Origin of the sequence: Acinetobacter sp. YH01022 (genome assembly GCF_013420235.1) — a bacterium.
GTDB lineage: Bacteria > Pseudomonadota > Gammaproteobacteria > Pseudomonadales > Moraxellaceae > Acinetobacter.
Genome location: NZ_VOYP01000020.1, coordinates 14726 through 39467, shown reverse-complemented (window position 1 = coordinate 39467; position 24742 = coordinate 14726). Strand labels below are relative to the sequence as shown.

The following is a 24742-nucleotide window of genomic DNA, read 5'->3' as shown; positions in this document are numbered from 1 at the left end:
TCTGTATGCACATTTTTTCAAAATTCAGTTTAAGCCTGATTGCAGCAAGCACGCTAATCCTGAGCGGTTGCCAACAATACACCCAGCCTCAAGCACCGAATGTGGCTCAAATTCCAGAAGCTGCGAAGAATTTTAATCTGCAAGGTAAAATTGGGGTAAGAACTCCGGGACAATCTGGCAGTGCCTTTTTTACCTGGGTACAACAGCAGGATGCATTCGACATCGAATTAAGCGGAATTTTGGGCGTGGGTAAAACCCAGATTTCCGGTCAACCGGGTAATGTCACCCTCAATAGTGCAAAAACCGGGTTGATTACAGCGGATACTCCGGAAGAGTTACTGGAGCGTGCCACAGGCTGGCAAGCCCCGATTACTCATTTAGTCGATTGGGTTCAGGCCAAACCGGCAACTATGCTGGCAAAAATCAGTAAAGATGAGCAAAACCGCCCCATCCAGTTCTTGGAAGATGGCTGGATAGTAGATCTCAGTTATAACGAGCAAGCCCAGTTACCGAACAAGCTAGTTTTAAAACATCTGCTTGAATCCGGTCAGGAAAACCGTATTACAATGCTCATTCAAAACCGTTAAGCCTATTCAAAAGTTTAAAATTCTATGATTCGTGTTCCCTCTCCTGCCAAGCTTAATCTTTTTTTGCATATCACCGGCCGTCGTGACGACGGCTACCATGAATTGCAAAGCATTTTTCAGCTCATTGACCTGTATGACTGGCTGGAATTTAGCCAAACAGCAAGTCCTGAAATTAGTATTGATGGACTAAACAGCGTTGATTTGGAACAGAACCTGATTTTCAAGGCAACACAGATTTTAAAGCCGTATGCAACAGCATATTCAGGCTTAAATATCCGCATTGAAAAAAATATTCCTATGGGTGCTGGACTTGGCGGGGGGTCATCCAATGCGGCCACCACCCTCATTGTGGTCAATCAGTTATGGCAATGTGGCTTAAGTATTGAGCAGTTAGCCGAACTGGGACTCAAATTAGGTGCCGATGTTCCAGTTTTTGTCCATGGTCGGAATGCCTGGGCGGAAGGTATTGGTGAACACTTAACATTCATAGACTTAGATCAAAAACAATACATTGTGTTAAAACCTGATTGTTTTATCAGCACTCAATTGCTTTTTTCACAAAAAACGTTGACAAGAGACACGAAGCCTACTAAATTTTGCGCCTATCAGTTAAAGCCATTTAACTTTGGAAATAACTTTGAGCCTTTGGCAAAAAGCCTATATCCTGAGGTAAATGAAGCGATGCAGTATTTAGACCAGTTCGGTGTTGCAAAACTTACAGGTACAGGTGCTTGTGTTTTTACTGAAGTAACCGCTGACATGAATATTGATGAGATTTTAGCTCATTTGCCTTGTAAAGCTTACTTGGTCAATAGTTTAAATGAATCACCATTACGTCATTTCAAGGTTATATGATAGGGGCGTCGCCAAGTGGTAAGGCACCGGGTTTTGATCTCGGCATCCGTTGGTTCGAATCCAGCCGCCCCTGCCATCATATTCATCTGTAGATTACTGTATTAGGGGCGTCGCCAAGTGGTAAGGCACCGGGTTTTGATCTCGGCATCCGTTGGTTCGAATCCAGCCGCCCCTGCCATTTAAACTTATGGTTTAAATCACAATACAGCAATCAAATTTAGGGGCGTCGCCAAGTGGTAAGGCACCGGGTTTTGATCTCGGCATCCGTTGGTTCGAATCCAGCCGCCCCTGCCATTTTCTCAAAAAAGACAGAACAGAATTTGCATGTTCATTTGTTAATTCACCTTGACACAGAACCGCAAAAATATTAAAGTTCTGCCGCATTAGGGGCGTCGCCAAGTGGTAAGGCACCGGGTTTTGATCTCGGCATCCGTTGGTTCGAATCCAGCCGCCCCTGCCATCTATTTTCAAACATTCCAACCGCCAAGGGTGCTTCATGCCCAATCTTGTCGTTTTTAGTGGAACTGCACATCCACAATTCGCCCAAAAAGTCGTAAGCCATCTGCACATCCCTTTAGGTGCAGCATCTGTAGGTCAATTTTCTGACGGTGAAATCGCTGTCGAAATTACTGAAAATGTTCGTGGTAAAGACGTATTCCTAGTACAGCCTACTTGCGCCCCAACGAATGACAACCTGATGGAAGTCCTTGTTATGGCTGATGCTTTGCGTCGTGCAAGTGCAGGTCGTATTACTGCTGTCATCCCTTACTTCGGATATGCTCGTCAAGACCGTCGTCCTCGTTCAAGCCGTGTGCCAATCACCGCAAAAGTTGTCGCAGACATGCTGACAACTGTTGGTATTGACCGCGTAGTAATGATCGACCTTCATGCTGACCAGATTCAAGGTTTCTTCGATATCCCTGTAGACAACATCTACGGTACTCCTGCATTACTTGCTGATCTTCGTCAACAGCAACACCATAACCTAATGGTTGTTTCTCCAGACGTTGGTGGTGTAGTTCGTGCACGTGCTGTAGCGAAACAAATGGGTGATATCGATCTTGCAATCATCGATAAACGTCGTCAAAAAGCCAATGAATCACAAGTGATGCATTTGATTGGTGATGTAAAAGATCGTGACTGCGTCATCGTGGATGACATGGTGGATACAGCAGGTACTTTATGTAAAGCTGCTGATGCACTGAAACAGTTTGGTGCGCGCCGTGTAGTTGCCTATGCAACTCACCCAGTACTTTCTGGTAAAGCAATTGAGAACTTGAAAAACTCTGTAATCGACGAGCTCGTTGTTACGGATACCATTCCTCTTTCTCAAGAAGCTCAAGAACTTGGTAAGATTCGCCAAGTTTCAGTCGCCAGCATGGTTGCTGAAACAATTCGTCGTATTAACAACGAAGAATCTATTAGCGCAATGTTTGATTCTTATCTATAATATAGCGCTAAATTTTCAAAACCCTGCCTTTAGCAGGGTTTTCTATCGCTGAGCTGGTCGAAAACTCAGCTTAATTAAACTTAAATTAGGAATGTCTATCATGGCAAACTTCGTATTAAACGCAGCAGCACGTGAAGAAGCAGTACAAGGGAAAGGTTCGAGCCGCCGCCTTCGTCTTCAAAGCAAAGTACCAGCAATCATCTACGGTGGTGCTGCTGAACCTGTAGCGGTTACTTTAGAACTTCGTGAACTTGTTAAAGCACTTGAAGACAACGCTTTCTTTGAAGAAGTTGTTGAAATCAAAGTTGGTGACAAAGTTGAAAGCGTTAAAATCCAAGCTTTACAACGTCACCCAGCTAAAAACACTCCAATGCACGCTGACTTTAAACGCGCATAAGTGTTAACGGTGTAAATTAGTGTCAAAACTTTCGCTAATTGTTGGTTTGGGCAATCCTGGTAAGGAATATGCCCAAACCCGCCATAATGCAGGCTTCTGGTTCGTTGAACGCCTTGCAGAACAATATGGCATCTCTCTCAAAGCCGATCCTAAATTCCACGGAATCAGTGGTCGAGGTAACATCGAAGGTCAAGACGTTCGTCTGCTGTTACCCACAACCTTTATGAATGCCTCTGGCAAAAGCGTTGTACCCTTCGCCAAATTCTATCAAGTTGCTCCTGAAGCCATGCTCATCGCACATGACGAACTGGATATGAATCCCGGTGTCATTCGCCTGAAAACAGGTGGTGGCCATGGTGGGCATAACGGTTTACGTGATATCGTTCCGCATACAGGTCCCAATTTCCATCGCTTACGTATCGGTATCGGTCACCCAGGTTCCAAAGAACGCGTATCGGGTCATGTCCTGAGCAAAGCTCCAAGCAGCGAACAAGGTTTAATGGATGATGCCATTGCACATGCTTTATCTCGCATTAAATTGCTGGTAAACGGTGACATTCAGACAGCCATGAATCAAATTAACGCGTATAAACCGAACTGATCATTCTACAAATAATTGAATTTTCCTTCTTGCCATGTTGCTTTTTTCGGAGCAAAATGCGCTTTCTGCGGATTACTGATCCAGTAAGAAGTGATTTGATTTAACTAAGATAAAATCTTAGGTCGACTAAGGAGACGCTAGCCATGCTTTCTCGTTTATTAAAAGCTAAAATCCACCGTTGTGTCGTGACACAAGCAGAATTACATTATGAAGGTTCTTGTGCAATTGACGGCGTGTTAATGGATTTAGCCGGTATCCGTGAATATGAAGAAATTCATATGTGGAACGTGACTAATGGTAAGCGTTTTACCACTTATGCCATCCGTGGTGAAGAAAATTCTGGCATTATTTCAGTCAATGGTGGTGCTGCCCTGCAGGCTGATGTGGGCGATTTAATGATTATCGCCACATTTGGCGATTTCACCGAAGCTGAAGCGAATGCCCATAAACCTCGTCTGGTATATGCCAATCCGGACAATACAGTGAACCATACCGCCAACTGTATTCCTGTACAGGTTGCCTAAACTGATCAGTTCAGATCAAAACATTCAAAAAGCTCGCTTCTGCGGGCTTTTTTATACCCTACATATTCATAATTATAAGCTTATTCTAAAGTTATTCTTGGTTTGACTATGGATATGACTGATTCATCTATAGAAATTTGTACCCACTGTTAAAAACAGGACTATACTTATGACACATCGCTTCAGGGCGGGGTGCAATTCCCCACCGGTGGTAAATTAAAACTACATTCTTGTAGGATTTAATCAGCCCACGAGCCTGTAAACTGGTTAAAGTTTACTCGCAGATTTGGTGAAAAACCAAAGCCGACGGTATAGTCCGGATGAAAGAAGACGACGTAACCGATATTGATATGTGATATATCGCTGCGACCCCATTTCTGCATCAGTCCTGAAATGTTCAACCGTATGTTTATTTTACGAGAGCGTTTCAATGTCTAGTTTGATTCAACCCGAAATTTTCTTTTCTGCCCTTCCTCCTGCTAAACAACGCATCCAGAAAGCTTTAGAAGATATCCGCCAAGGCAAACCCGTTTTAGTCATGGATGACTTTGACCGTGAAAATGAAGCCGACCTGATCGTGGCTGCAGAAACCTTAACTGTAGACACTATGGCCCGTATGATTCGCGATGGCTCAGGCATTGTCTGTCTTTGTTTGACTGATGAACTCGCTAACCATCTGGAACTTCCCCCAATGGTGACAGATAACTCCAGCCATTTTAAAACAGCTTTTACCGTGACCATTGAAGCAGCAGAAGGTGTCACTACAGGCGTTTCGGCAAAAGACCGTACCACCACAGTAAAAGCGGCAATTAAAGATGGTGCTGTGGCAAGTGATCTCAACCGACCAGGTCATGTCTTCCCTTTACGCGCGCGCGAAGGTGGGGTACTGACGCGTCGTGGCCATACTGAAGGCACCATTGATCTGGCACGTTTGGCTGGCTTGAAACCCGCTGGTGTATTATGTGAACTGACCAATCCTGACGGTACGATGGCATCTGGTATTCAGGTTCTGTCTTATGCACAGACTCATCATTTAACCGTGATTACCATTGAAGAAATTGTACAGTACCGTTTGCAGCATAATCTTTAAACGAGACAACAAAACTTGCCACAAAAAAATTAAAATCATCAGGCTTCCTGATTAAGCCTGATGATTTTTTAATGCAAAATGATTTCAGTGCACACGAGAATAAGAAATTTTTTTATAAATTTTAAGTTAAAAAAGAGGATTTAATCCTCTTCTTCCAGACTTTGCAACAAATGCATACTGATGCCATCAGCGCGTAAAAAGGCCAAATCATAACTGGCTGTGGCAAGTGCCAATACTCGTCGCTCAAATTCATCCCACAAAGGACGAACATCTTTATAGTGAATACCTAACCCACTATCATCAGTAAAATGACGATTTTTCTCACATAATTTTAATGCATGGTATAGCTTGCGCCCTTTGCTCGCATCCGGACGCAACCGCACACGCTTGGATAAAACAAAACCTTCAACATGGGTGATATCCGCCATAGGCAACATTGGAATCAAAATCTGATCAAGTTGCGAATCTAATCGACGCCAAATGGCTGTATGCTGCTCTGCTGTATAGGTATTCCATTTAATCACTTCATGATTAAAACGACGGCACCCCCGACAGACCGAATCACCAAACACCGTAGAGCAACGCCCTGCACATGGGGTCAAAGAAGCAATTCGACGATCAGTATTCAAAATAAACTCCGAAATTCAACAATGTTCACATCTGGAAAATTCAGACCGCTTTTCTGATTTGATAAACCATCAGCACAGGCATCATACATCCCCCAACAGCAAATGAAAAACCATATTTCATACTAGGTTTTATCGCTAATTGCGCCAATTCACGTTAGAATATGCGGCTTAAATTTTGTCTTACCTTAATACATTTGGAGTTTTCCATGAACGCTACTGTAGAACAGCTTGCACCTGTAGAACAGCAAGCGACCACTGACTGGGTTGTTGCGGCACTATATCAATTTAAAGAAGTTCAAAATCCTGCCGATCTGCAGCAACGTCTTCTTGATTTGGTAAAAACCATCAATCTTTGTGGAACTCTTATTGTTGCAGGAGAAGGCATTAACGGTACTGTAGCAGGTGACCGTGCAGCAATTGATACCATCCACCAGTTTCTTCTGGATGAAGGTTTTAACGCAATGGAATATAAAGAGTCACACAGCTCTGACAAGCCATTCCGTAAAATGAAAATTAAACTAAAAAAAGAAATTGTGACTTTAGGCGTTGAAGTCAAACCGCGCGATTTAGTCGGTCACTATCTTGATCCAAAAGAATGGAATGAACTGATTGCACGTGATGACGTGATCTTGATTGATACCCGTAACGACTATGAATATAAAGCCGGTACATTTAAAGGCGCAATTGATCCTAAAACTGAAACCTTCCGTGAATTCCCGGAATATGTAAAAAAACAGCTGGAACAGCATAAAGACAAGAAAATTGCCATGTTCTGTACGGGTGGTATTCGCTGTGAAAAATCAACATCATTATTGCTGCAAGAAGGCTTTAATGAGGTCTATCATTTGAAAGGCGGTATTTTAAAATACCTGGAAGAAACTCCTGCTGATGAAAGTATGTGGGAAGGTGAATGTTTCGTGTTTGATGGCCGTACAGCTGTTACTCATGGTGTAGAAGAAGGCCAGAACACCAAGTGTCATGCTTGTGGCTGGCCTTTGCTTCCTGGAGAAGTAGAACTTCCAAGCTATGAACATGGCGTATCATGTAAATACTGCATCGACAAAACCAGCGAGAAGCAAAAAGCCGGTTTCCGTATGCGTCAGTCACAAATTGCAGCTGCCAAGCGTAAACGCCTGTAATTAATCTCCCTCAAAAAAGCCCTCACTCGAGGGCTTTTTATTTACCTAAAATTAACAATAAATAAAAAAATATCACCAATTTTCACCATTAATGTATATCAAGTCACAAATAATATGGTAATCTGGGATAAAAATTATAATAAATCTATAACCCATTAATTTTTAACGTGAAATATTTAATATATAACATTAAAAAGTAACGTGAAAAAGGAGTTAAATTATGTCAAGAGCAATTAGTCGTTCCGCCAATTATACTCGACGCTTTTACCTTGCACGCGAAAGAAATCTACAAAAAGTCAAACACATTAAACAAACTCTAGAGCAGGAATCCCATCTTTTTATTGTGATGATGGGTGCTATTATTGGCAGCATTTTTTCCATATTTATTGCATATCACCTTACACCTAATTTTATAGAATATGCCTTGCTCGGTGTAATTCCATTTGCACTTGCCTATAGTTTGAGAAAAGTTTATATCCATACTCTGATTCATAGCCAGGAATAATCCAGACTGATTACCTGGCTACACTTTACCCTAAATCTAATAAACTTTAGGATGGTGTAAATATCACGATTATTTTTATCACTTTATGAATCTGACAGAATGGATTATCTCCATCATGGAACAATTGGGCTATCTCGGTATTGCCCTACTGATGTTTCTTGACAACGTATTCCCGCCTATTCCTTCTGAAATCATCATGCCCTCGGCTGGCTATTCTGCATCACAAGGCCAGCTGACTTTATTTGGCGTCATCATTGCCGGTTGTTTCGGTTCATTGCTTGCAGCTGCTTTACTGTATTGGATTGGCTATAAGTTTAACCATGACAGTATTTTCCGTTTCGTTGACCGTTATGGCAGATATATGTTTATCAAATCTAGTGATGTTAAAAAGTCTCTGGACTGGTTTGAGCATTATGGACATCGCATCGTATTCTTTGGTCGTATGATTCCGGCAGTTCGCTCGCTGATTAGTATTCCCGCTGGCATGAGCCACATGCCTTTTTGGAAGTTTATGTTTTACAGTGGCTTAGGGACTATCATCTGGACTACATTTCTGGCTTGTGTCGGTTTTTACTTTGGTGAAAACCAACAGCTCATGCAGCAAATATTTAGCCAAGTCAGCCATGGTATTATCCTCATTATCCTGGTGATTATCGCCATCCTCCTATACCGTAGACAACTACGCAAAATGAAGAACTAATTGATTTTATCAGGGGCTTAAATGCAACAATATCTAAAAAGTTTTGCTATCGATTATGGCGTGGTTTTAATTCTCAGCGTTTTGTTTTTATTGTTTGTTACCAATCTTGGCTTGATGCTCTTCGTCGCTATTTTTTTGGTTACCATGATTCGTCATGTGGTTAAATTCCTGCAAAAAGAACAACGCTTGCCGACTGTACAAGAACGCAATATCTTGGTCTGGGGAAATACTGCGATTGCCATTACTTTGGAGTGTTTTATTATATTCTTTTTGGTCATGATGAACCCGAATGCAGAACAAATTATTCAATCTGCTGAAAAAATGGGTTTAGCAGGTTATGCCGTATTTATGTTGCTCATCGTTGCAATACATTTTGCTTTATTCTTTATTGCCTATCAGTGGATGAGTCCGCTCTTCTTGAAATTAAAATCCAGAAAATAGCCAATTGAACAATTAAAAAAGCACCTTATGGTGCTTTTTTATTAACAAATTAATCTGAGCTAAATATATACATAAGCTGCGATTAGAACAGCACAAGATGTCACATCACGCTGGTGTGTGATCTATGCGCGGCGATTATAGCAGCGCAAGGCGTACCATCATGCTGGCGTATGGTACATCAAATATAATTCATTTAAATTATCCGGAATTTCTTCAGCAATTTCATCCATCAACTGGCCATTGCGACGGAAAGATTCCATTTGCGGATCTTCTTCATCCACACCACTAAAGACCATCATTGGCAAAGTTAAATCAACTAATTGTTCTTCATGTTCAGGAGTGAACCAGGCATCTTCGTTTAAGAACATGGCATCGACAAAGCCGACACTCCAGTCACCTAAACTTGAATCCACTTCTGCTTCTTCAATTTCAAAAGGAAACTCGATTCCTTCTTCATTCGCCAGGCTTTGACGAATTGATTCTAACCAGGCTTTTACTTGAGCAATGATTTCAGCAGGCACTTTCTTATGATTGTTATCAAAAAGTTCGTCCAGCCATTTATCGAATTTCGGACCAACCGCAATTGCACATAAAAAGCCATGAGTAGCCGGAAAATCTAGACCATATTCATTCTGGTCGCCATCTAGATATTCGCTCAAAAGGTCTAAATCTAAAGCACTCATTTAAAATCCAGGTTTGTAAAATAACTGCGACATAGCATAGCATTTTAGCCTGCTATGCAGAATCCTATTTTAGTCTTCTTCATCATCAAAATCGTCGTCATCATCCAGATCATAATCAAAATCTTTCAGCTCACGCTCTAAACGACGCTGTGCAAGAAGGTCATCAATCAGACGACGTTTTTCTAACGACTCTTTAGCACTAATTTTGCTTGATACTTCATCAAAACTAACATCATCATCACTGTAGCTATCATCTAGTTCAAAATCTGTAGAAGACACTAAAACTACCTCAAGGTGAAAAAAGTGAATGGGTCTAGGCGCTATTTATCCTGCTTACGCACTCTTGTCAAGTATTTTTATTTTTTTCTCCCGCAAACCGGGTTTAATCTTGTTTTTCTCCCTAAAAATTGTGTATTTATTAGTTCCTGGAATTTCCAGCATGGACCAATAAAAACTCAACATAATTTGAGTGATCCACCCTATGGACTTGAAAAAAAAAGTTTCAGCCCAATATTGAAAACAGCTGTTAAATCAAATTTATATTTTTAAATGAAACTTGAGCAATCAATATTCAAAACAATTTTAAGCAAATTGTGCTATCATGCACGGTTTTTCACTGCCACAGATTCAACGAAGAGTAAGCAAAGATGAGCGATATGACTTCCCCTACTTCGCAAGTAGCGGCTCTGATTAGCCGAGGCAAAGAGCAAGGTTACTTAACTTACGCTGAGGTTAACGATCATCTCCCAGACTCGATCACGGAAAGCGAACAGATTGAAGACATCATTCAGATGCTTCAGGATGTCGGTATTCCTGTTCATGAACGTGCGCCTGAATCTGATGACACCATGTTCGATGGCACTAGTGCAGAAGCGACCGATGAAGTTGCCGAAGAAGAAGCGGCAGCCGTACTTGCTTCTGTTGAAAACGAACCTGGTCGCACCACAGATCCCGTACGTATGTACATGCGTGAAATGGGAACGGTTGAACTCTTAACACGTGAAGGCGAAATTAGCATTGCTAAACGCATTGAAGAAGGTATCCGTGACGTTCTGCACTCGATTGCCTACTGGCCAAATGCCGTTGAAGTTGTATTAAAAGAATATAACGATGTTACTGAAGGTGAACGTCGTCTTGCTGATATTTTATCGGGCTATTTAGACCCGGAATCTGATGAAGAAATCCCAGAAGTTTTAGAAGATGAAGCGGATATCGATGAGGATGAAGAATCAACATCTAAATCGACCAAAGATGTAAAACTGGACGATGACGAAGAAGAAGAAGCTGAAACTGAGGATGATTCTGAAGGTGAATCCGGTCCTGATCCAGAAATTGCACGTGTGCGTTTTGCTGAACTGGAAGAAGCCTGGAAAGTAACCAAAGCGACCATTGAAAAATACGGTCGTAACAGCAAACAGGCAGATGAAGCGCTTCAAGCACTGGCAACCGTGTTTATGATGTTCAAATTCACTCCGCGTCTATTTGACATCATTTCTGAAATGATTCGTGGCACCCATGAACAGATCCGCACGTCTGAACGTGAAGTAATGCGTTATGCAGTCCGCCGTGGCCGTATGGACCGTACTCAATTCCGTACGTCTTTCCCGGGGCAGGAATCAAATCCAGCCTGGTTAGATGAGCAAATTGCCAAAGCGCCAGCTGAACAAAAAACTTATTTAGAAAAAGTACGTCCCGATGTACTGGCATTCCAGCAAAAAATTGCCGACATCGAAAAAGAATTGGGTTTGAATGTTAAGGAAATCAAAGATATTTCTAAACGTATGGCAGTAGGTGAAGCAAAAGCCCGTCGTGCGAAAAAGGAAATGGTCGAAGCCAACTTGCGTCTGGTAATTTCAATTGCGAAAAAATATACCAACCGTGGTTTACAATTCCTTGACCTGATTCAAGAAGGGAACATCGGCTTGATGAAAGCGGTAGACAAGTTTGAATACCGTCGCGGTTATAAATTCTCGACTTATGCCACCTGGTGGATTCGTCAGGCAATTACCCGTTCGATTGCCGATCAGGCACGTACCATTCGTATCCCGGTACACATGATTGAAACCATCAACAAGATCAACCGTGTATCTCGTCAATTACTTCAGGAAATGGGCCGTGAACCAACCCCGGAAGAATTGGGCGAACGTCTGGAAATGGATGAAGTTAAAGTCCGTAAAGTACTTAAAATTGCCAAAGAGCCGATTTCCATGGAAACGCCAATTGGTGATGATGAAGATTCACATTTGGGTGACTTCATTGAAGATGGCAACATCACTTCTCCAATTGATGCGGCAACTTCAGAAGGCCTGAAAGAAGCAACCCGTGAAGTACTGGAAAACCTGACTGAACGTGAAGCGAAAGTCTTGAAAATGCGTTTTGGTATCGACATGCCGACTGACCACACTCTGGAAGAAGTCGGTAAACAGTTTGACGTTACCCGTGAACGTATCCGTCAGATTGAAGCCAAAGCACTACGCAAATTACGTCATCCTTCCCGTTCTGAACACTTACGTTCATTCCTGGAAAATGACTAAGACATAGTGATACGGATGGGGATTGAAAAATTATCCAACACCCCCATCTAGTATTCAGCAACACATAACGCCTGCCTCTATGCAGGCGTTTGATATATAAGTGGGACTACTATGACCATGTTAGACCGTACACCATCTCGTGAACTTCAGGAACATCTATGGGTTTTCCCTATGGATTATCCGATCAAACTGATTGGTGAAGCCTGTGAAGAATTACATATTGCTGTTGTAGATATTTTGGTAAAACATTTTCCGGAATTTGATGGTAACAGCATCAAGGTACAACCTTCACGTACTGGAAAATATCACTCTTTAACTGCCCAAATCGTTTTTGTCGAACTGGAACAGGTACATGCTTTATATGCTGACTTGGCAGCCTGCCCATTGATTAAAACTGCACTTTAAGAGCAAAAAACACGCGTCATGCGTGTTTTTTTATTTATAAGCCAATAAAAATATTATCAATACTACGAAAAACTCTAAATCGTGCAGTGATCATCCCCTATCTTGGCATGATTTCATTATAATCCTTGCATCCTGTTGAAAATTTTTAAGGACGCACTTCACATGACTGATGCTGTTCTAAAACCCAAACTGATTATTCGTCAATTTAACCAGCTCACACCTTATCTCGACCGTTTTCAGGATATGAAACAGCTGACTGAAAACCGCAATGAGAATACGCCAGATGAACTGTGGATTTTGCAGCATCATGATGTGCTGACCCAAGGTCAAGCTGGCAAACCGGAACATATTCTGATACCCAGCAATATTCCGGTGGTACAAACGGATCGCGGTGGACAAGTCACCTGGCATGGCCCAGGCCAACTGGTAGCCTACTTTATGTTTGACCTAAACCGCTTGGGCTGGAATGTACGCACGCTGGTATCTTATGCTGAAAATTTAATGATTGGACTGCTGAACAAATATGGCATTGAAGCCTATGCCAAACCGGATGCGCCGGGCGTTTATGTCAATGAGCGCAAGATTGGTTCGCTGGGTTTTAAAATCCGCAAAGGACGCAGCTATCACGGACTGGCTCTAAATATTGATTGTGACCTGTCTGGTTTCCACACCATTAACCCCTGTGGTTATGCTGGCCTGGAGATGGTACGCATTCAGGATTTAGTTCAAGATTATCCAAAATTCGAGAACTTATGCTTCGATATCATTGAAACTGTAAACAACAGCGGTTACTTTAGTGAAGTTCAAATCATGCAACAATAATTTTGCTTTTGACATAAAAATAAATTAGAGTATTTACTCTAAACTAATAAAATATTCTTTAGATAAGGGATACACAAGTGATTTCAACCAAATCCGTTAAGCCCGCTTTACAACTGACCTATGTCAAACTCATGATGGATGTGATTGGCAGAGGTCTGGTAATGGCGAGTCAAGTCGACGCCGAAGTCAAACAGGAAGTTGCAAAATTCCCGGTGGGTTTCGTTCTATCAATGAAAGTATTTCCCCATGGCCCGGCTTTTATTGCAAAAGTCACGCAAGACCATCAATTACAATTACTGCAATCTGTAGACAGCAAACCTGACCTCACCATTACTTTTAAGCACTTAAGCCATGCCTTTTTAGTATTTTCCTTTCAGGAAAGTACCGCACAGGCCTTTGCCCATGACCGTATGATAGCCGATGGAGATATTGCATTTGCCATTCGTCTGGTCCGCTGCTTAAACAAAATGGAAGCGCTTATTTTACCTAAACTCCTTGCGGAGCTTGCTGTAAAACAATATCCGACCGAATTAAGCCTAAAAGAAAAACTGACTGGAGCTGCAAATATTTATTTGAAAGTAGCTCAATCCTATTTTAAACGGAGTGCATAACATGGCTAAGCCTTATTACGAATTTTTCTGTCCGGTCAAAGTCATTGCAGGTCATGCTGCCTTAGAACATATTCCGTTTGAACTTGCTACTTTAGGTGCCAAACGTCCTCTGATCATTACTGACAAAGGTGTACGCAGCAACAATCTGCTTGCACCAATTGAAGCAGCTTTTGAATCTACCGATGCAGTCATTGGTTATATTTTTGATGATGTTCCACCTGATTCAAGCGTACAAACCGTCCGAAATGCAGCGAAAGCTTATCGTGATAATGGTTGTGATGCGATTATTGCTGTCGGTGGCGGTTCAGTGATTGATACTTCCAAGGCAACCAATATTCTGGTGACCGAAGGTGGCGATGACCTGCTTAAATATTCAGGTGCACATAACCTGCCAAAACCGTTAAAACCATTTTTTGTGATTCCTACCACATCGGGTACGGGTTCAGAAGTGACCATGGTGGCTGTGGTATCCGATCTTGAAAAAAATGTCAAAATGCCCTTTGCATCCTATTATCTGATGCCGCATGCGGCAATTCTGGATCCGCGCATGACCCAGACTTTGCCACCACATTTAACTGCCATGACAGCCATGGATGCACTAACCCATGCAGTTGAAGCCTATACTTGCATGGCTGCCAATCCGATCAGTGATGCTTATGCGACAGCTGCCATCAAAAAAGTGAGCAACAGCCTGTTCAATGTGTTAGATAATCCAGCTGATGAGTTTGGCCGTCTGGAACTGGCACAAGCGTCCACCATGGCCGGAATTGCGTTCTCCAACTCCATGGTAGGCCTGGTGCATTCCCTTGGACATGCTTTAGGTGCAGTTGCACATTTGCCACATGGCCTGTGCATGAACCTGTTCCTGCCTTATGTGCTTGAGTACAATAAAGAGGTGAATGGCGACAAGCTTGCAGAATTATTGCTACCTTTAGCAGGTCCAGACATTTATGCGCAAACCCCTGCCCATTTACGTGCCGATAAAACCATTGCTACGATTCTGACCATGCGTGATCGCTTGTATGCACTGACGAAATTGCCACGTACTTTACGTGAAACCGACAAGATTTCAGAAGCACAATTGGATGAAGTCGCAGACAAAGCATTAAATGATGGTTCCATTATTTACAATCCGAAAGAAGCCACCTTGAATGATTTAAAAGCGATTTTAGAAAAAGCTTGGTAAACATTGAAAATTAAGCGAATATAGCTAAAAATTAGCCTGATGTTTTTTTAAGCATCAGGCTTTTACTTTATAGAAAATTAAAGTTAGTTTTTTATATCAAGTGGCATATTTTCTGCATTAAAAACTCACAAAGATATTGGCAAAACGTACCAAACTAGAGTAGATTGGCGCACTTTTGTTTTATTCATTTAGGGGGGATCGTTCGTCTCAAACGATCCTTGTAAACATGACTGATCCTTGATCAACGATAAGAGGATAACGCCGTTGACAACTATCTCTGGGACTCAATCGACAGCTAAACTGCAAAAAACGCTTGGACTCTGGCACATCATTATTATTGGTTTAGCTTATATTCAGCCAATGACATTATTTGATACCTTCGGTCTGGTTGCTGAAGAAAGCCATTACCACGTGCCAACTTCGTACATTATTGCCCTGATTGCAATACTATTTACATCTATTAGTTATGGACACATGATCCGTCGTTATCCATCATCAGGGTCGGCATATACTTATGCACAAAAATCGATTCACCCTAATGTCGGTTTTATGGTGGGCTGGTCATCATGGCTGGATTATCTACTGTCACCCATGGTCAACATCATTTTGGCAGTCATTTATCTGGAAGCCCTATTCCCTGAGGTTAACCATTGGGTTTGGGTTGTTGCACTGACCGCATTTATGACTGGCGTAAACTTGCGTGGTGCCAGATTTGTTGCCAACTTCAACGGCTTGATTGTATTGATTCAGCTGGCTGTCATCGCATACTTCACCTGGATGGTTTACTCTCTACTCGCAGGTGGGATCAATGCCGATGGTACATTAGCGAATGCCAAATACCAGTTATGGAGTCTGGAACCGTTCTGGAATGAAATGACGGCTTTGGGTCCGTTAATTACCGGTGCAACATTGCTTTGTTTCTCTTTTACTGGTTTTGACTCACTCAGCTCACTGGCAGAAGAAACCAAAGAGACTGAAAAGACTCTACCTAAAGCGATTTTCCTTACGGCACTCATCGCAGGTATTATCTTCATTATCAGTACCTATTTCATGCAAATTTACTTCCCGAACGATCCAAAGACATATTTTGAAGATGTTGCTGCAACCCAGCCGGACATTCTTCAAGCCGTTGGTGGAGTAGCATTCAAAACTGTGGTGCTTTATTTCGCAATCGTTACGGTGATGGCATCCGGTATTTCTGCACATGCGGGCGTTTCACGCCTAATGTATGTGATGGGCCGTGATGGCGTGATCAACAAAAAGATTTTTGGTCATATCAGTCCGAAAAGCTACACACCGGTTTACAACATTCTGATTGTCGGTGGCGTGGCTTTAACTGCTGGTTTCATGGATCTGGACATCGTGATTTCAATGATCAGTTTCGGTGCCCTCACTGCTTTTACCTTTGTGAATCTGTCTGTAATTTCACGTTATGCATTACGTGATGGCCGTACCAAAAATATCAAAGACATTATTAGCTTTGTCGTCATTCCTTTACTCGGCTTCTTAAGTATTTTTGCCATGTGGCTAGAAATTGAAGATACCGCATTGAAATTCGGTTTATGGTGGGCAATGTTCGGTATTTTGTACCTGGGTTATAAAACCAAAGGTTTCAAACACCCTGCTCCACAGCACAACGAGTTTGATGATACGCATTAATGCCTTGATTCCATGCATAAAAAAAGACGCTCAATGCGTCTTTTTTTATGATCTGAAATTAGACCAGTTCTTTAAAACCTTGCTGACGCCATGCTTCATACAGAATAACTGCTGTAGCATTAGACAGGTTCAAACTACGAGAGTTTGCTGCCATGGGTAAACGAATCCAGTGTTTTTCCGGGAACATCATGCGTACATTTTCAGGCAGACCGCGTGTTTCAGGGCCCATCAACAACGCCACAGGACGGTTTAAATTTGAGGTATGCGGAGTTTCAGAACCTTTGGTGGTTAAAGGATAAATAGCATCCTGATCAATGCCTTGCTCTTCTAAATGAGCTAAGCATTCTGCAAAGTTTTCCCACACTTTCATGTGTGCCCATTCATGATAATCCAGACCTGCACGTCGCAGCTTTTTATCGTCGAGCTCAAAACCCAGCGGTTTAACCAAATGAAGTTGCGCACCGGTATTGGCACATAAACGGATGATATTCCCGGTGTTGGCAGGAATTTCTGGCTCGTACAAAACAACGTGGATCACTTTTTACTCACTCTAATTTTATTTAAGCAATGTTTGGACTTTACTGATCAAGCCGGGAACTCGATAGAGGATTTCTTGGCCAAGTACCGCGTTCCGTTTGCAATTGAACAACAGCAAAAATTCGCTGCTTATCCTCTTTACTCAGGCACAGCCTTCATCTTGCGCTCGGGCAAACGAAGTGTTGCTTATCCTCTTTACTCAGGCACAGCCTTCGTCTTGCGCTCGGGCAACACGAAGTGTTGCTTATCCTCTTTACTCAGGCACAGCCTTCGTCTTGCGCTCGGGCAACACGAAGTGTTGCTTATCCTCGCTCATACCCACTGCAATTGTTCACGCAGTTTTACCACTTCACCAATAATGGTGAGCGTTGGCGCTTGAATCTGATGCTCCGTCACTTTCGATGCGATATCGGCTAAGGTTCCCACCACCACTTTCTGGTCAGGTGTAGTCCCTTTGGAAATCAGGGCAACCGGCATGTCTGGACGCTGGCCATGGGCAATCAGCTGGGCACAGATTTTTTCCAGCCCCACCAAGCCCATATACAATACTAGGGTCTGGTTTTCATACACCAGCTCATTCCATGGCAACTCTGGCGAGCCTTCCTTTAAATGCCCGGTCAAGAAGCGCACACTTTGAGCATAATCACGATGGGTTAAAGGAATACCGGCATAAGCGGAACAGCCCGAAGCTGCAGTAATTCCAGGTACCACCTGAAAAGCCACGCCTGCAGCAAACAGTTCCTGAATCTCTTCGCCACCACGGCCAAAAATAAACGGATCACCGCCTTTCAAACGGCAGACGCGCTTACCTTGAGCAGCGTATTCCACCAATAACGCATTAATGCCTTCTTGCGGCACACTATGATTGGAACGGGCTTTACCCACATAGACCTTTTCCGCATCACGGCGGCACAAGTCCATAATCGCAGGCGACACTAGACGGTCGTAAATAACAACATCTGCCTGTTGCATCAAACGCAATGCTTTTAAGGTCAACAGTTCAGGATCGCCTGGCCCCGCACCCACCAGATAGACTTCACCTTTCGGCGCTTTCCATTCCATTAAGGCTTGCTCAATCAAACGGTCGGCTTCAGCAAGATTGTCATTAAACACCTGTTCTTTGAGTGGACTGGCATATAAGTCTTCCCAAAAAATACGGCGTTCATCCGGATTTTCAATTTTGGCTTTGACCGCAGCTCGCCATTTACCTGAAAAATCGGCAAGTTTTCCCATGCCATGCGGAATGCTCGCTTCCAGCTGGGTACGGATTTGACGGGATAAAACTGGTGATTTGCCATTGGTGGCAATTGAAACCACTAAAGGAGAACGGTCGATAATGGCAGGCACCATAAAACGGCAATGCGGTAGATCATCGACACTATTCACCAGAATTTTTTCAGCTTCGCAAGCTTCAAAAACCTGAACATTGGTGGCTTTATCATTGGTTGCCGCAATCACCAGACGGTAATCACGCAACGGAATATCTGGACTAAAAGGCGCTTGGACATATTGCCCCTGGCTGGCACGAACAATCTCAACTAAATCATTTTCGATTTCAGGCGCAATCACATCAATGACTGCTCCTGCTTTTGCCAAAAGTACGGCCTTACGGTAAGCAATGCGCCCACCACCGACAATCAGACAAGGTTGCTGCTGCAACTTTAAAGAGATTGGAAAGATATCCACGAATGACCTCAATATTTTAAATCTGACTGTCTTAAGCAATTTTCATGCACAAAATTGTGCTATTCATAAATTTATTGATCAATCCGAAGATCAATCAATAAATTCCGCACCGCCCATATAAGGACGAAGCACTTCAGGAACCTCAATCGAACCGTCTGCACGTTGATAGTTTTCCATCACCGCAAGCAAGGTACGGCCAACAGCCAAACCAGAACCGTTCAGGGTATGCACAAATTCGGTTTTCTTCTGGTCAACACGGTAACGTGCTTTCATACGGCGGGCCTGGAAATCGCCCATGTTTGAACATGAAGAGATTTCACGGTAGGTATTTTGGCTCGGTACCCAGACTTCAAGGTCATAGGTCTTGGTTGAACCAAAGCCCATATCGCCACCACACAGAATGATTTTACGGTATGGCAGACCTAGTGCCTGCAAAATGCCTTCAGCATGCCCGGTCAGTTCTTCCAAAGCCTGCATCGAATCTTCAGGTTTTACAATTTGCACCATCTCGACTTTGTCGAACTGATGTTGACGAATCAGGCCACGGGTATCACGGCCATAGGAACCTGCTTCGCTGCGGAAACATGGCGTATGTGCAGCATATTTCAATGGCAAACGTTCAGGATCAATAATTTCGTCACGCACGAAATTGGTCACTGGCACTTCAGCGGTCGGAATCAGGTAATATTCTTTTTCACCCTGCAATTTGAACAAATCTTCTTCAAATTTAGGCAATTGACCTGTACCGCGCAATGAATCTGCATTGACTAGATAAGGCACATAGGCTTCAGTATAACCATTTTTCAGGGTATGGGTGTCCAGCATGAACTGGGTCAGCGCACGCTGTAAACGCGCCAATGGACCTTTCAGAACACTGAAACGTGTACCGGTCAATTTGGTTGCAGTTTCAAACTCCAAACCGCCCATCCATTCACCCAGATCAGTATGATCCTTGATTTCAAAATCAAATTGACGCGGAGTGCCCCATTTTAAAATTTCAACGTTGTCGTCTTCATCTTTACCCTCAGGTACAGATTCATGCGGCATGTTTGGAATGCTTAAAGACTTGGTTTCAATTTCAGTTTGCAATTCTGCAAGTGCAACTTCAGCGGCTTTAATTTCATCACCAATGGCTGCCATACGCGCCATGATTTCAGATGCATCGCCACCAGATTTTTTAATTTGGCCAACTTGTTTTGCACCCGAATTACGCTCTGCTTGCAAAGCTTCAGTTTTCGATTGAAGCTCTTTACGGCGAGCTTCAAGGGAAGCCCACTCTTCGACATTAAGCTGTACACCACGTTTTGCCAAGGCTAAATTTACAGCCTCAATATTATTTCGGATTAATTTCGGGTCGATCATAGCCAATCTTTTGCAAAGAAAAAAACTGGCTATAGTGTAAGCGCTAAACACTAAAAAAGACAGTGATCGAGCGGACAGCTGTGGCTTATTAGAGCAAATTTACCCGAATTAAGCTGAAATTAGGGCGATGGATACTTGGGCAAACCTGGCAGATATTCCGCTTTAATCAGTTTGCCCAGTGCCGAATAAGGCAAGGTCAGCTCGGTCATGCCTTCTGCATAGGAAGCCAGCTCATACAAGGGATAAACAAAGACAATACCATTGGCACCATAGTAAAAATTATCACTTAATTTCAGTTTTTCCCTGTCGATACTGTGCTGCTCCAGCCAGATGCTGTTTGAATCATACAAAGTATTCAACAATTGCTGCTCTGTGCCTTTGACCATAATATCTTGCAGCGCCAGACGCTTTTTGTTTTTCAAATCGAAATTGACAAATTCCTGATGATACATGCCATGCGCAGCACCAGATGAATAGGTATAGGTCTGAATGGCAAAGGTTGCCCGATCATACTGCTGACTGACAAAACGGATATAGGTCGAGCTTTGACTTAGATTGGGATTCGCGCCTTCGGCAGTATTGATCTTTTGATTAGGCGCTGTAGAAAATGCAATCGGATCGGCTTTTTTCACCCGATCAAGAAAATAGTCATCTACCCATTTCAGATTGGTTTTTACCGTTTGAATCTCATACTGGGTACAACCTTCCGCATCACATGCTTCCGGTTTGCTCAGTTTCACAGGAACAACCTTGGCTTGAATTAATGGAATTGTAGAAGAAGCTTCCTGTTTTTCTACCTTAACCTGTTCCTTTTGCGGTGCAGGTCGCTCCTGACAACCCGCCATAACGAGTGCTGCCAAAGAAACCGGAACAGCCCAGAGCCATTGTTGATTCGTGCGTATTTTCATCTTATCTTAACAACCTAGTGCCTTTGATCATGCGGCTTCACTATACAAAGCCAGATCCCTGAATAACATTTAAAATATGTATCTTTAACTCTTTTTAGCCGAATAACGAGGCATTTGTATAAAAAATTGCCTGATTTTAAGATAGCTCAACCCAATTATCGTGAAAACCCAAGGGTACATGCACACCCGGAATAATTCCTCCCTAAGACTGAAGTGTTAAATCTTACACATTGAGAATCACCACTTAGGAAGATTCTGTATAGATATGATAGAGATAAGATAACAGATAGCCCTCGCCTTCTGCGCATCCGCAGATTTTGAAATATTGTGTATTACGATGTTTAAGTTCAAGCTTGAACATATTCTTGTAGGGTGGTACTGGGTGAATAAAAATTTCCCTCATTTTAAACAGCATATCCAATAAAAAAGCAGCCACACAGGACTGCTTTTCAATTTATGACGAACTCATAATTAAATATTATAAATCAATATATTATTGATCAATAATATCGGTACCTTTTGGCGGTGTAAAATTGAAGGTTGAAGAAGCAATCGATGGATTCAATTTCACATTATTAAAGCGCACATAGGTGGTTTGCCCTAATGAATCCTGCAAAATCATCAAACTTGGGGCCTTGTTCGCGCCAAAACTAATGGTCAGGCTTTGGAATGCACTGTCTTTCACTTTAGGGTACAAAGTGTAATAGGTCTTGCCTTTATCGGGCTGAGTCACTCGATAAGACTTCATAATCTGACTGGTATTCCCCGACAATAATAACGCAGGCGTATTTGCCACCTGTTCATCTAAACTTTGACGGACGGCTTGTTGTAAATCAGGGTCATAAATCCATACGGTTTTACCCGAAGTCACAATGGTCTGTTTGGATGGACTGGTGGTTTCCCAGAAGAATTTACCCGGACGCGCAACTTTCATCACCCCTTTAAAGGTTTGATTCATGTGTTGTCCAGTCAAGCCTTTTTTCTGCGGGGCTTTACCAGCAGAAGTCGCTTTTGTGGTTTGTTCAAAGTTAGCAGACAATGTGCGAATATTACTTAACTGCTTGACCAGATTGTTGGTTGCTTGCTGCTCCGATGCTGCTACAGGGGCAGCAAAAACAGTTGTACTCATTACCGGTGCAAGCGTTGCAGCCCCCAAGGTCATCGCACACAGAGTTTTACGAAGCATTTTCATATCATCACCTTTTTTTATTTGCAGTATCGCAATTTGTTCAATGCGTCCATCTTAAACCAATTTTTATTTCTAATAATTGAGAAAATAAGAAGTTTTGTATTGTTATTAATAGCCAATGTAACCATTTCTACATCATGATGGAGACCCCTAGATGTTTTTGGCGAATTTCAGCCATAAAAAAAACCCACATCAAATGTGGGTTTTTCGCACCATTAAAACTTATGCAGTTTCAACAGATACGTAGCGACGGCCAAACTGACCTTTCACTTCGAATTTGATCACGCCATCAGCGGTAGCAAATAAAGTATGGTCACGGCCCATACCTACGTTTGCACCAGCGTGGAATTCTGTACCACGTTGACGAACGATAATGTTACCCGCAGTCACAGATTGACCACCGTACATTTTAACACCTAGCATTTTAGGGTTCGAGTCACGACCGTTACGTGTCGATCCACCAGCCTTTTTAGTAGCCATGTTTCATAATCCTCGTAATTAGCCTGAAATAGCAGTAATTTTCAACTCGGTAAACCATTGACGGTGACCTTGTTGTTTACGGTAATGTTTACGACGACGCATTTTAACAATACGGATTTTGTCGTGACGACCGTGGCTAACTACTTCAGCAGTTACTGTCGCACCAGCAACAACTGGAGCACCAATTTGAATGCTTTCGCCGTTTACAAGCATTAATACGTCATCAAACGTAATAGTTGTACCAGTTTCAGCTTTCAACAATTCTACTTTAAGGGTTTCACCCTCAACCACACGGTGTTGTTTACCACCGCTTTGGATTACTGCGTACATAATGTACTCCAAACATGCCCGTGTCGTCGTGCCGATAAAGGAATATATCGATCTTAATACGAACGCCACTGGGGGGATATATAAGGGCAAACATATTAAGTGATAATAAATCAAACAACAAGCCATTTAAGCGTTTTTTTGCACTTTGTCCGCAGTTTATTTTATAAACGATCAAAGCGTATTAAAAAATGACCCTTTAGCTATGTATGTAGAGCTGACGTTTTGTCAATGTAATAGATTTTTAAACTCAATTCGCTAGTATAAAAACCCGAGTGCCAGTTCCATCACACATCTGGCTGGATAATAATAATGCGGTTAAATTTAAAACCATTTGCCTAGTCAGGTTTTAAACAACTATATTAAGATCTTCGCCTTATATCAGCTATAGTTGTTAAACTATAAATAAGCAATTCAATTTTTAGAGGTTTCTCTTCATATGGCCATCGATTTTAAGCAAGACATTCTCGCTCCTGTTGCTTCAGACTTTGCTGCGATGGACACATTTATCAATGAAGGAATCACTTCAAAAGTTGCCTTGGTGATGGCGGTAAGTAAACACGTGGTTGAAGCAGGCGGCAAACGTATGCGCCCAATCATGTGCCTATTGGCAGCCAAAGCCTGCGGCGCAGAAGATATCGAACGCCAGCGTAAACTGGCAGCGATTATTGAAATGCTGCATACCGCAACGCTGGTCCATGATGATGTAGTGGATGAATCAGGCTTGCGCCGCGGTCGTCCTACAGCCAATGCTACATGGAACAACCAAACTGCGGTTCTGGTCGGTGACTTTCTGATTTCCCGTGCTTTCGATTTACTGGTCGACCTGAATGACATGACCCTGCTAAAGGACTTTTCTACCGGTACCTGTGAAATTGCCGAAGGTGAGGTGTTGCAACTGCAAGCACAGCATCAGCCTGAAACCACCGAAAAGACGTATCTCGACATTATTCATGGTAAAACTTCGCGCCTATTTGAACTGGCCACTGAAGGTGCTGCCATTTTATCGGGCACGCCACAATACCGTGAACCCCTGCGCGTCTTTGCCGGTCACTTTGGCAATGCCTTTCAGATTATTGATGATATTTTAGACTATACTTCCGATGCGGAAACATTAGGTAAAAATATTGGTGATGATTTAATGGAAGGTAAACCGACTTTGCCATTAATCTCTGCCTTGCAAAAAACCACCGATGAAGAACATGAAATTGTTCGTCGTAGTATTGCCACCGGCGGTCTTAACCAGTTGGAACGGGTAATCGAGATTGTGCAAAGCTGTGGTGCTCTGGATTATTGCCGCCAACGTGCCACTGAAGAAACACAATTTGCACTGAACGCATTAGATGCACTTCCTGAGAGTGAATATCGCCAGGCACTGATTAATTTGGCGCAGCTTGCCCTCAACCGGATTCAATAACGGGATTTGAAAAATATA

Annotated in this window: 28 protein-coding genes, 4 tRNA genes and 1 riboswitch; of the genes, 22 read left to right on the top strand and 10 right to left on the bottom strand. The window is 42.6% G+C overall.

Annotated elements, in window-relative coordinates; all coding sequences use genetic code 11:
* Positions 1-5: 5 nt before the first annotated feature.
* The 11 genes from lolB (at position 6) to ribB (ending at position 5504) form a co-directional block, all read left to right on the top strand.
* The gene (gene lolB, locus FTT87_RS08975) at positions 6-587 is read left to right on the top strand and encodes a lipoprotein insertase outer membrane protein LolB (RefSeq protein ID WP_180042387.1); all 582 of its coding nucleotides are present in this window, start codon (positions 6-8) and stop codon (positions 585-587) included.
* 24 nt (positions 588-611) lie between these two features.
* The gene (gene ispE / locus FTT87_RS08970) at positions 612-1442 is read left to right on the top strand and encodes a 4-(cytidine 5'-diphospho)-2-C-methyl-D-erythritol kinase (RefSeq protein ID WP_180042389.1); all 831 of its coding nucleotides are present in this window, start codon (positions 612-614) and stop codon (positions 1440-1442) included.
* 1 nt (position 1443) lies between these two features.
* Positions 1444-1518 (top strand) — tRNA-Gln (locus tag FTT87_RS08965).
* Positions 1519-1545: 27 nt separating this feature from the next.
* Positions 1546-1620 (top strand) — tRNA-Gln (locus FTT87_RS08960).
* A 41-nt stretch (positions 1621-1661) separates the two neighbouring features.
* Positions 1662-1736: transfer RNA gene (locus FTT87_RS08955), tRNA-Gln, on the top strand.
* Positions 1737-1827: 91 nt separating this feature from the next.
* Positions 1828-1902, top strand: a tRNA-Gln gene (locus tag FTT87_RS08950).
* Between the two features lie 36 nt (positions 1903-1938).
* Positions 1939-2892: a ribose-phosphate pyrophosphokinase gene (locus tag FTT87_RS08945; RefSeq protein WP_086196840.1), complete on the top strand. Its 954-nt coding sequence runs from the start codon at positions 1939-1941 to the stop codon at positions 2890-2892.
* A 100-nt stretch (positions 2893-2992) separates the two neighbouring features.
* On the top strand, positions 2993-3289 hold the full coding sequence (gene rplY / locus FTT87_RS08940) for a 50S ribosomal protein L25 (protein WP_086196841.1): 297 nt from the start codon (positions 2993-2995) through the stop codon (positions 3287-3289).
* A 19-nt stretch (positions 3290-3308) separates the two neighbouring features.
* Positions 3309-3890 carry an aminoacyl-tRNA hydrolase gene (gene pth, locus FTT87_RS08935; protein WP_180042391.1) on the top strand — a complete coding sequence of 194 codons (582 nt, stop codon included), beginning with the start codon at positions 3309-3311 and terminating at the stop codon, positions 3888-3890.
* A 143-nt stretch (positions 3891-4033) separates the two neighbouring features.
* Positions 4034-4414: an aspartate 1-decarboxylase gene (panD, locus tag FTT87_RS08930; protein WP_086196843.1), complete on the top strand. Its 381-nt coding sequence runs from the start codon at positions 4034-4036 to the stop codon at positions 4412-4414.
* A gap of 175 nt (positions 4415-4589) precedes the next feature.
* A riboswitch (FMN riboswitch) is annotated at positions 4590-4750 on the top strand.
* A 94-nt stretch (positions 4751-4844) separates the two neighbouring features.
* Positions 4845-5504: a 3,4-dihydroxy-2-butanone-4-phosphate synthase gene (gene ribB / locus FTT87_RS08925; protein WP_086196844.1), complete on the top strand. Its 660-nt coding sequence runs from the start codon at positions 4845-4847 to the stop codon at positions 5502-5504.
* 140 nt (positions 5505-5644) lie between these two features.
* Here ribB and FTT87_RS08920 read toward each other — a convergent pair whose 3' ends face one another.
* Positions 5645-6133: a DUF1289 domain-containing protein gene (locus tag FTT87_RS08920; RefSeq protein ID WP_180042393.1), complete on the bottom strand. Its 489-nt coding sequence runs from the start codon at positions 6131-6133 to the stop codon at positions 5645-5647.
* A 206-nt stretch (positions 6134-6339) separates the two neighbouring features.
* On the opposite strand from FTT87_RS08920, the gene FTT87_RS08915 reads away from it, so the two are divergent.
* The 4 genes from FTT87_RS08915 (at position 6340) to FTT87_RS08900 (ending at position 8918) form a co-directional block, all read left to right on the top strand.
* Positions 6340-7272, top strand: a complete 933-nt coding sequence (locus tag FTT87_RS08915) for a rhodanese-related sulfurtransferase (protein ID WP_180042395.1) — start codon at positions 6340-6342, stop codon at positions 7270-7272.
* A gap of 220 nt (positions 7273-7492) precedes the next feature.
* Positions 7493-7777 carry an FUSC family protein gene (locus FTT87_RS08910; protein WP_180042397.1) on the top strand — a complete coding sequence of 95 codons (285 nt, stop codon included), beginning with the start codon at positions 7493-7495 and terminating at the stop codon, positions 7775-7777.
* An 85-nt stretch (positions 7778-7862) separates the two neighbouring features.
* Positions 7863-8477 carry a DedA family protein gene (locus tag FTT87_RS08905; protein ID WP_180042399.1) on the top strand — a complete coding sequence of 205 codons (615 nt, stop codon included), beginning with the start codon at positions 7863-7865 and terminating at the stop codon, positions 8475-8477.
* Positions 8478-8498: 21 nt separating this feature from the next.
* Positions 8499-8918, top strand: coding sequence for an ABZJ_00895 family protein (locus tag FTT87_RS08900; RefSeq protein ID WP_180042401.1), 420 nt, complete (start codon positions 8499-8501; stop codon positions 8916-8918).
* 158 nt (positions 8919-9076) lie between these two features.
* On the opposite strand, the gene FTT87_RS08895 is transcribed toward FTT87_RS08900, so the two are convergent.
* Together FTT87_RS08895 and FTT87_RS08890 are read right to left on the bottom strand one after the other, a co-directional pair.
* Entirely contained in the window at positions 9077-9601 is a 525-nt protein-coding gene (locus tag FTT87_RS08895; RefSeq protein ID WP_166170407.1) for a YecA family protein, read from the bottom strand.
* A 69-nt stretch (positions 9602-9670) separates the two neighbouring features.
* Entirely contained in the window at positions 9671-9880 is a 210-nt protein-coding gene (locus tag FTT87_RS08890; RefSeq protein WP_086176283.1) for a PA3496 family putative envelope integrity protein, read from the bottom strand.
* Between the two features lie 368 nt (positions 9881-10248).
* Here FTT87_RS08890 and rpoD point away from each other — a divergent pair, with 368 nt between their 5' ends.
* From rpoD to FTT87_RS08860, 6 genes are all read left to right on the top strand, one after another.
* Complete coding sequence (gene rpoD, locus FTT87_RS08885) at positions 10249-12135, top strand: RNA polymerase sigma factor RpoD (protein WP_180042403.1); 1887 nt, start codon at positions 10249-10251, stop codon at positions 12133-12135.
* 117 nt (positions 12136-12252) lie between these two features.
* Positions 12253-12540 (top strand): YbeD family protein, encoded by a 288-nt coding sequence (locus FTT87_RS08880; protein ID WP_086196931.1) that lies wholly within the window; start codon positions 12253-12255, stop codon positions 12538-12540.
* 162 nt (positions 12541-12702) lie between these two features.
* Entirely contained in the window at positions 12703-13362 is a 660-nt protein-coding gene (gene lipB / locus FTT87_RS08875; RefSeq protein ID WP_180080661.1) for a lipoyl(octanoyl) transferase LipB, read from the top strand.
* Between the two features lie 77 nt (positions 13363-13439).
* Positions 13440-13973, top strand: coding sequence for a hypothetical protein (locus FTT87_RS08870; RefSeq protein ID WP_166170413.1), 534 nt, complete (start codon positions 13440-13442; stop codon positions 13971-13973).
* 1 nt (position 13974) lies between these two features.
* Positions 13975-15159 (top strand): iron-containing alcohol dehydrogenase, encoded by a 1185-nt coding sequence (locus FTT87_RS08865; protein WP_180042407.1) that lies wholly within the window; start codon positions 13975-13977, stop codon positions 15157-15159.
* A gap of 264 nt (positions 15160-15423) precedes the next feature.
* Positions 15424-16818, top strand: a complete 1395-nt coding sequence (locus FTT87_RS08860; protein ID WP_180080659.1) for an APC family permease — start codon at positions 15424-15426, stop codon at positions 16816-16818.
* A 58-nt stretch (positions 16819-16876) separates the two neighbouring features.
* On the opposite strand, the gene FTT87_RS08855 is transcribed toward FTT87_RS08860, so the two are convergent.
* The 7 genes from FTT87_RS08855 to rplU all read right to left on the bottom strand — a co-directional run bounded on the left by FTT87_RS08855 (position 16877) and on the right by rplU (position 23310).
* Positions 16877-17356, bottom strand: a complete 480-nt coding sequence (locus FTT87_RS08855; RefSeq protein WP_131274096.1) for a tRNA (cytidine(34)-2'-O)-methyltransferase — start codon at positions 17354-17356, stop codon at positions 16877-16879.
* Between the two features lie 311 nt (positions 17357-17667).
* A complete protein-coding gene (cysG, locus tag FTT87_RS08850) occupies positions 17668-19041 on the bottom strand; it encodes a siroheme synthase CysG (RefSeq protein ID WP_180080657.1) in 1374 nt (457 codons plus the stop codon).
* A gap of 90 nt (positions 19042-19131) precedes the next feature.
* On the bottom strand, positions 19132-20403 hold the full coding sequence (gene serS, locus FTT87_RS08845) for a serine--tRNA ligase (RefSeq protein WP_092819745.1): 1272 nt from the start codon (positions 20401-20403) through the stop codon (positions 19132-19134).
* A 119-nt stretch (positions 20404-20522) separates the two neighbouring features.
* Entirely contained in the window at positions 20523-21311 is a 789-nt protein-coding gene (locus FTT87_RS08840; RefSeq protein WP_180174714.1) for an RsiV family protein, read from the bottom strand.
* Between the two features lie 493 nt (positions 21312-21804).
* A complete protein-coding gene (gene lolA / locus FTT87_RS08835) occupies positions 21805-22503 on the bottom strand; it encodes an outer membrane lipoprotein chaperone LolA (RefSeq protein WP_131274099.1) in 699 nt (232 codons plus the stop codon).
* A gap of 219 nt (positions 22504-22722) precedes the next feature.
* The gene (gene rpmA / locus FTT87_RS08830; RefSeq protein WP_086196863.1) at positions 22723-22980 is read right to left on the bottom strand and encodes a 50S ribosomal protein L27; all 258 of its coding nucleotides are present in this window, start codon (positions 22978-22980) and stop codon (positions 22723-22725) included.
* Between the two features lie 18 nt (positions 22981-22998).
* A complete protein-coding gene (gene rplU, locus FTT87_RS08825) occupies positions 22999-23310 on the bottom strand; it encodes a 50S ribosomal protein L21 (RefSeq protein ID WP_086196864.1) in 312 nt (103 codons plus the stop codon).
* A gap of 436 nt (positions 23311-23746) precedes the next feature.
* Between rplU and sdsA the strand changes: the two genes are divergently transcribed.
* On the top strand, positions 23747-24724 hold the full coding sequence (sdsA, locus tag FTT87_RS08820) for an All-trans-nonaprenyl-diphosphate synthase (protein WP_086196865.1): 978 nt from the start codon (positions 23747-23749) through the stop codon (positions 24722-24724).
* Positions 24725-24742 lie beyond the last annotated feature (18 nt).

What these genes read in the sequence shown, in the direction of transcription:
- lolB (WP_180042387.1), top strand. Translation starts at nt 6, where the DNA reads ATGCACATTTTTTCAAAATTCAGTTTAAGCCTGATTGCAGCAAGCACG.
- ispE (WP_180042389.1), top strand. Translation starts at nt 612, where the DNA reads ATGATTCGTGTTCCCTCTCCTGCCAAGCTTAATCTTTTTTTGCATATC.
- FTT87_RS08945 (WP_086196840.1), top strand. Translation starts at nt 1,939, where the DNA reads ATGCCCAATCTTGTCGTTTTTAGTGGAACTGCACATCCACAATTCGCC.
- rplY (WP_086196841.1), top strand. Translation starts at nt 2,993, where the DNA reads ATGGCAAACTTCGTATTAAACGCAGCAGCACGTGAAGAAGCAGTACAA.
- panD (WP_086196843.1), top strand. Translation starts at nt 4,034, where the DNA reads ATGCTTTCTCGTTTATTAAAAGCTAAAATCCACCGTTGTGTCGTGACA.
- ribB (WP_086196844.1), top strand. Translation starts at nt 4,845, where the DNA reads ATGTCTAGTTTGATTCAACCCGAAATTTTCTTTTCTGCCCTTCCTCCT.
- FTT87_RS08915 (WP_180042395.1), top strand. Translation starts at nt 6,340, where the DNA reads ATGAACGCTACTGTAGAACAGCTTGCACCTGTAGAACAGCAAGCGACC.
- FTT87_RS08910 (WP_180042397.1), top strand. Translation starts at nt 7,493, where the DNA reads ATGTCAAGAGCAATTAGTCGTTCCGCCAATTATACTCGACGCTTTTAC.
- FTT87_RS08905 (WP_180042399.1), top strand. Translation starts at nt 7,863, where the DNA reads ATGAATCTGACAGAATGGATTATCTCCATCATGGAACAATTGGGCTAT.
- FTT87_RS08900 (WP_180042401.1), top strand. Translation starts at nt 8,499, where the DNA reads ATGCAACAATATCTAAAAAGTTTTGCTATCGATTATGGCGTGGTTTTA.
- FTT87_RS08895 (WP_166170407.1), bottom strand. Translation starts at nt 9,601, where the DNA reads ATGAGTGCTTTAGATTTAGACCTTTTGAGCGAATATCTAGATGGCGAC.
- rpoD (WP_180042403.1), top strand. Translation starts at nt 10,249, where the DNA reads ATGAGCGATATGACTTCCCCTACTTCGCAAGTAGCGGCTCTGATTAGC.
- FTT87_RS08880 (WP_086196931.1), top strand. Translation starts at nt 12,253, where the DNA reads ATGTTAGACCGTACACCATCTCGTGAACTTCAGGAACATCTATGGGTT.
- lipB (WP_180080661.1), top strand. Translation starts at nt 12,703, where the DNA reads ATGACTGATGCTGTTCTAAAACCCAAACTGATTATTCGTCAATTTAAC.
- FTT87_RS08865 (WP_180042407.1), top strand. Translation starts at nt 13,975, where the DNA reads ATGGCTAAGCCTTATTACGAATTTTTCTGTCCGGTCAAAGTCATTGCA.
- serS (WP_092819745.1), bottom strand. Translation starts at nt 20,403, where the DNA reads ATGATCGACCCGAAATTAATCCGAAATAATATTGAGGCTGTAAATTTA.
- FTT87_RS08840 (WP_180174714.1), bottom strand. Translation starts at nt 21,311, where the DNA reads ATGAAAATACGCACGAATCAACAATGGCTCTGGGCTGTTCCGGTTTCT.
- lolA (WP_131274099.1), bottom strand. Translation starts at nt 22,503, where the DNA reads ATGAAAATGCTTCGTAAAACTCTGTGTGCGATGACCTTGGGGGCTGCA.
- rpmA (WP_086196863.1), bottom strand. Translation starts at nt 22,980, where the DNA reads ATGGCTACTAAAAAGGCTGGTGGATCGACACGTAACGGTCGTGACTCG.
- rplU (WP_086196864.1), bottom strand. Translation starts at nt 23,310, where the DNA reads ATGTACGCAGTAATCCAAAGCGGTGGTAAACAACACCGTGTGGTTGAG.
- sdsA (WP_086196865.1), top strand. Translation starts at nt 23,747, where the DNA reads ATGGCCATCGATTTTAAGCAAGACATTCTCGCTCCTGTTGCTTCAGAC.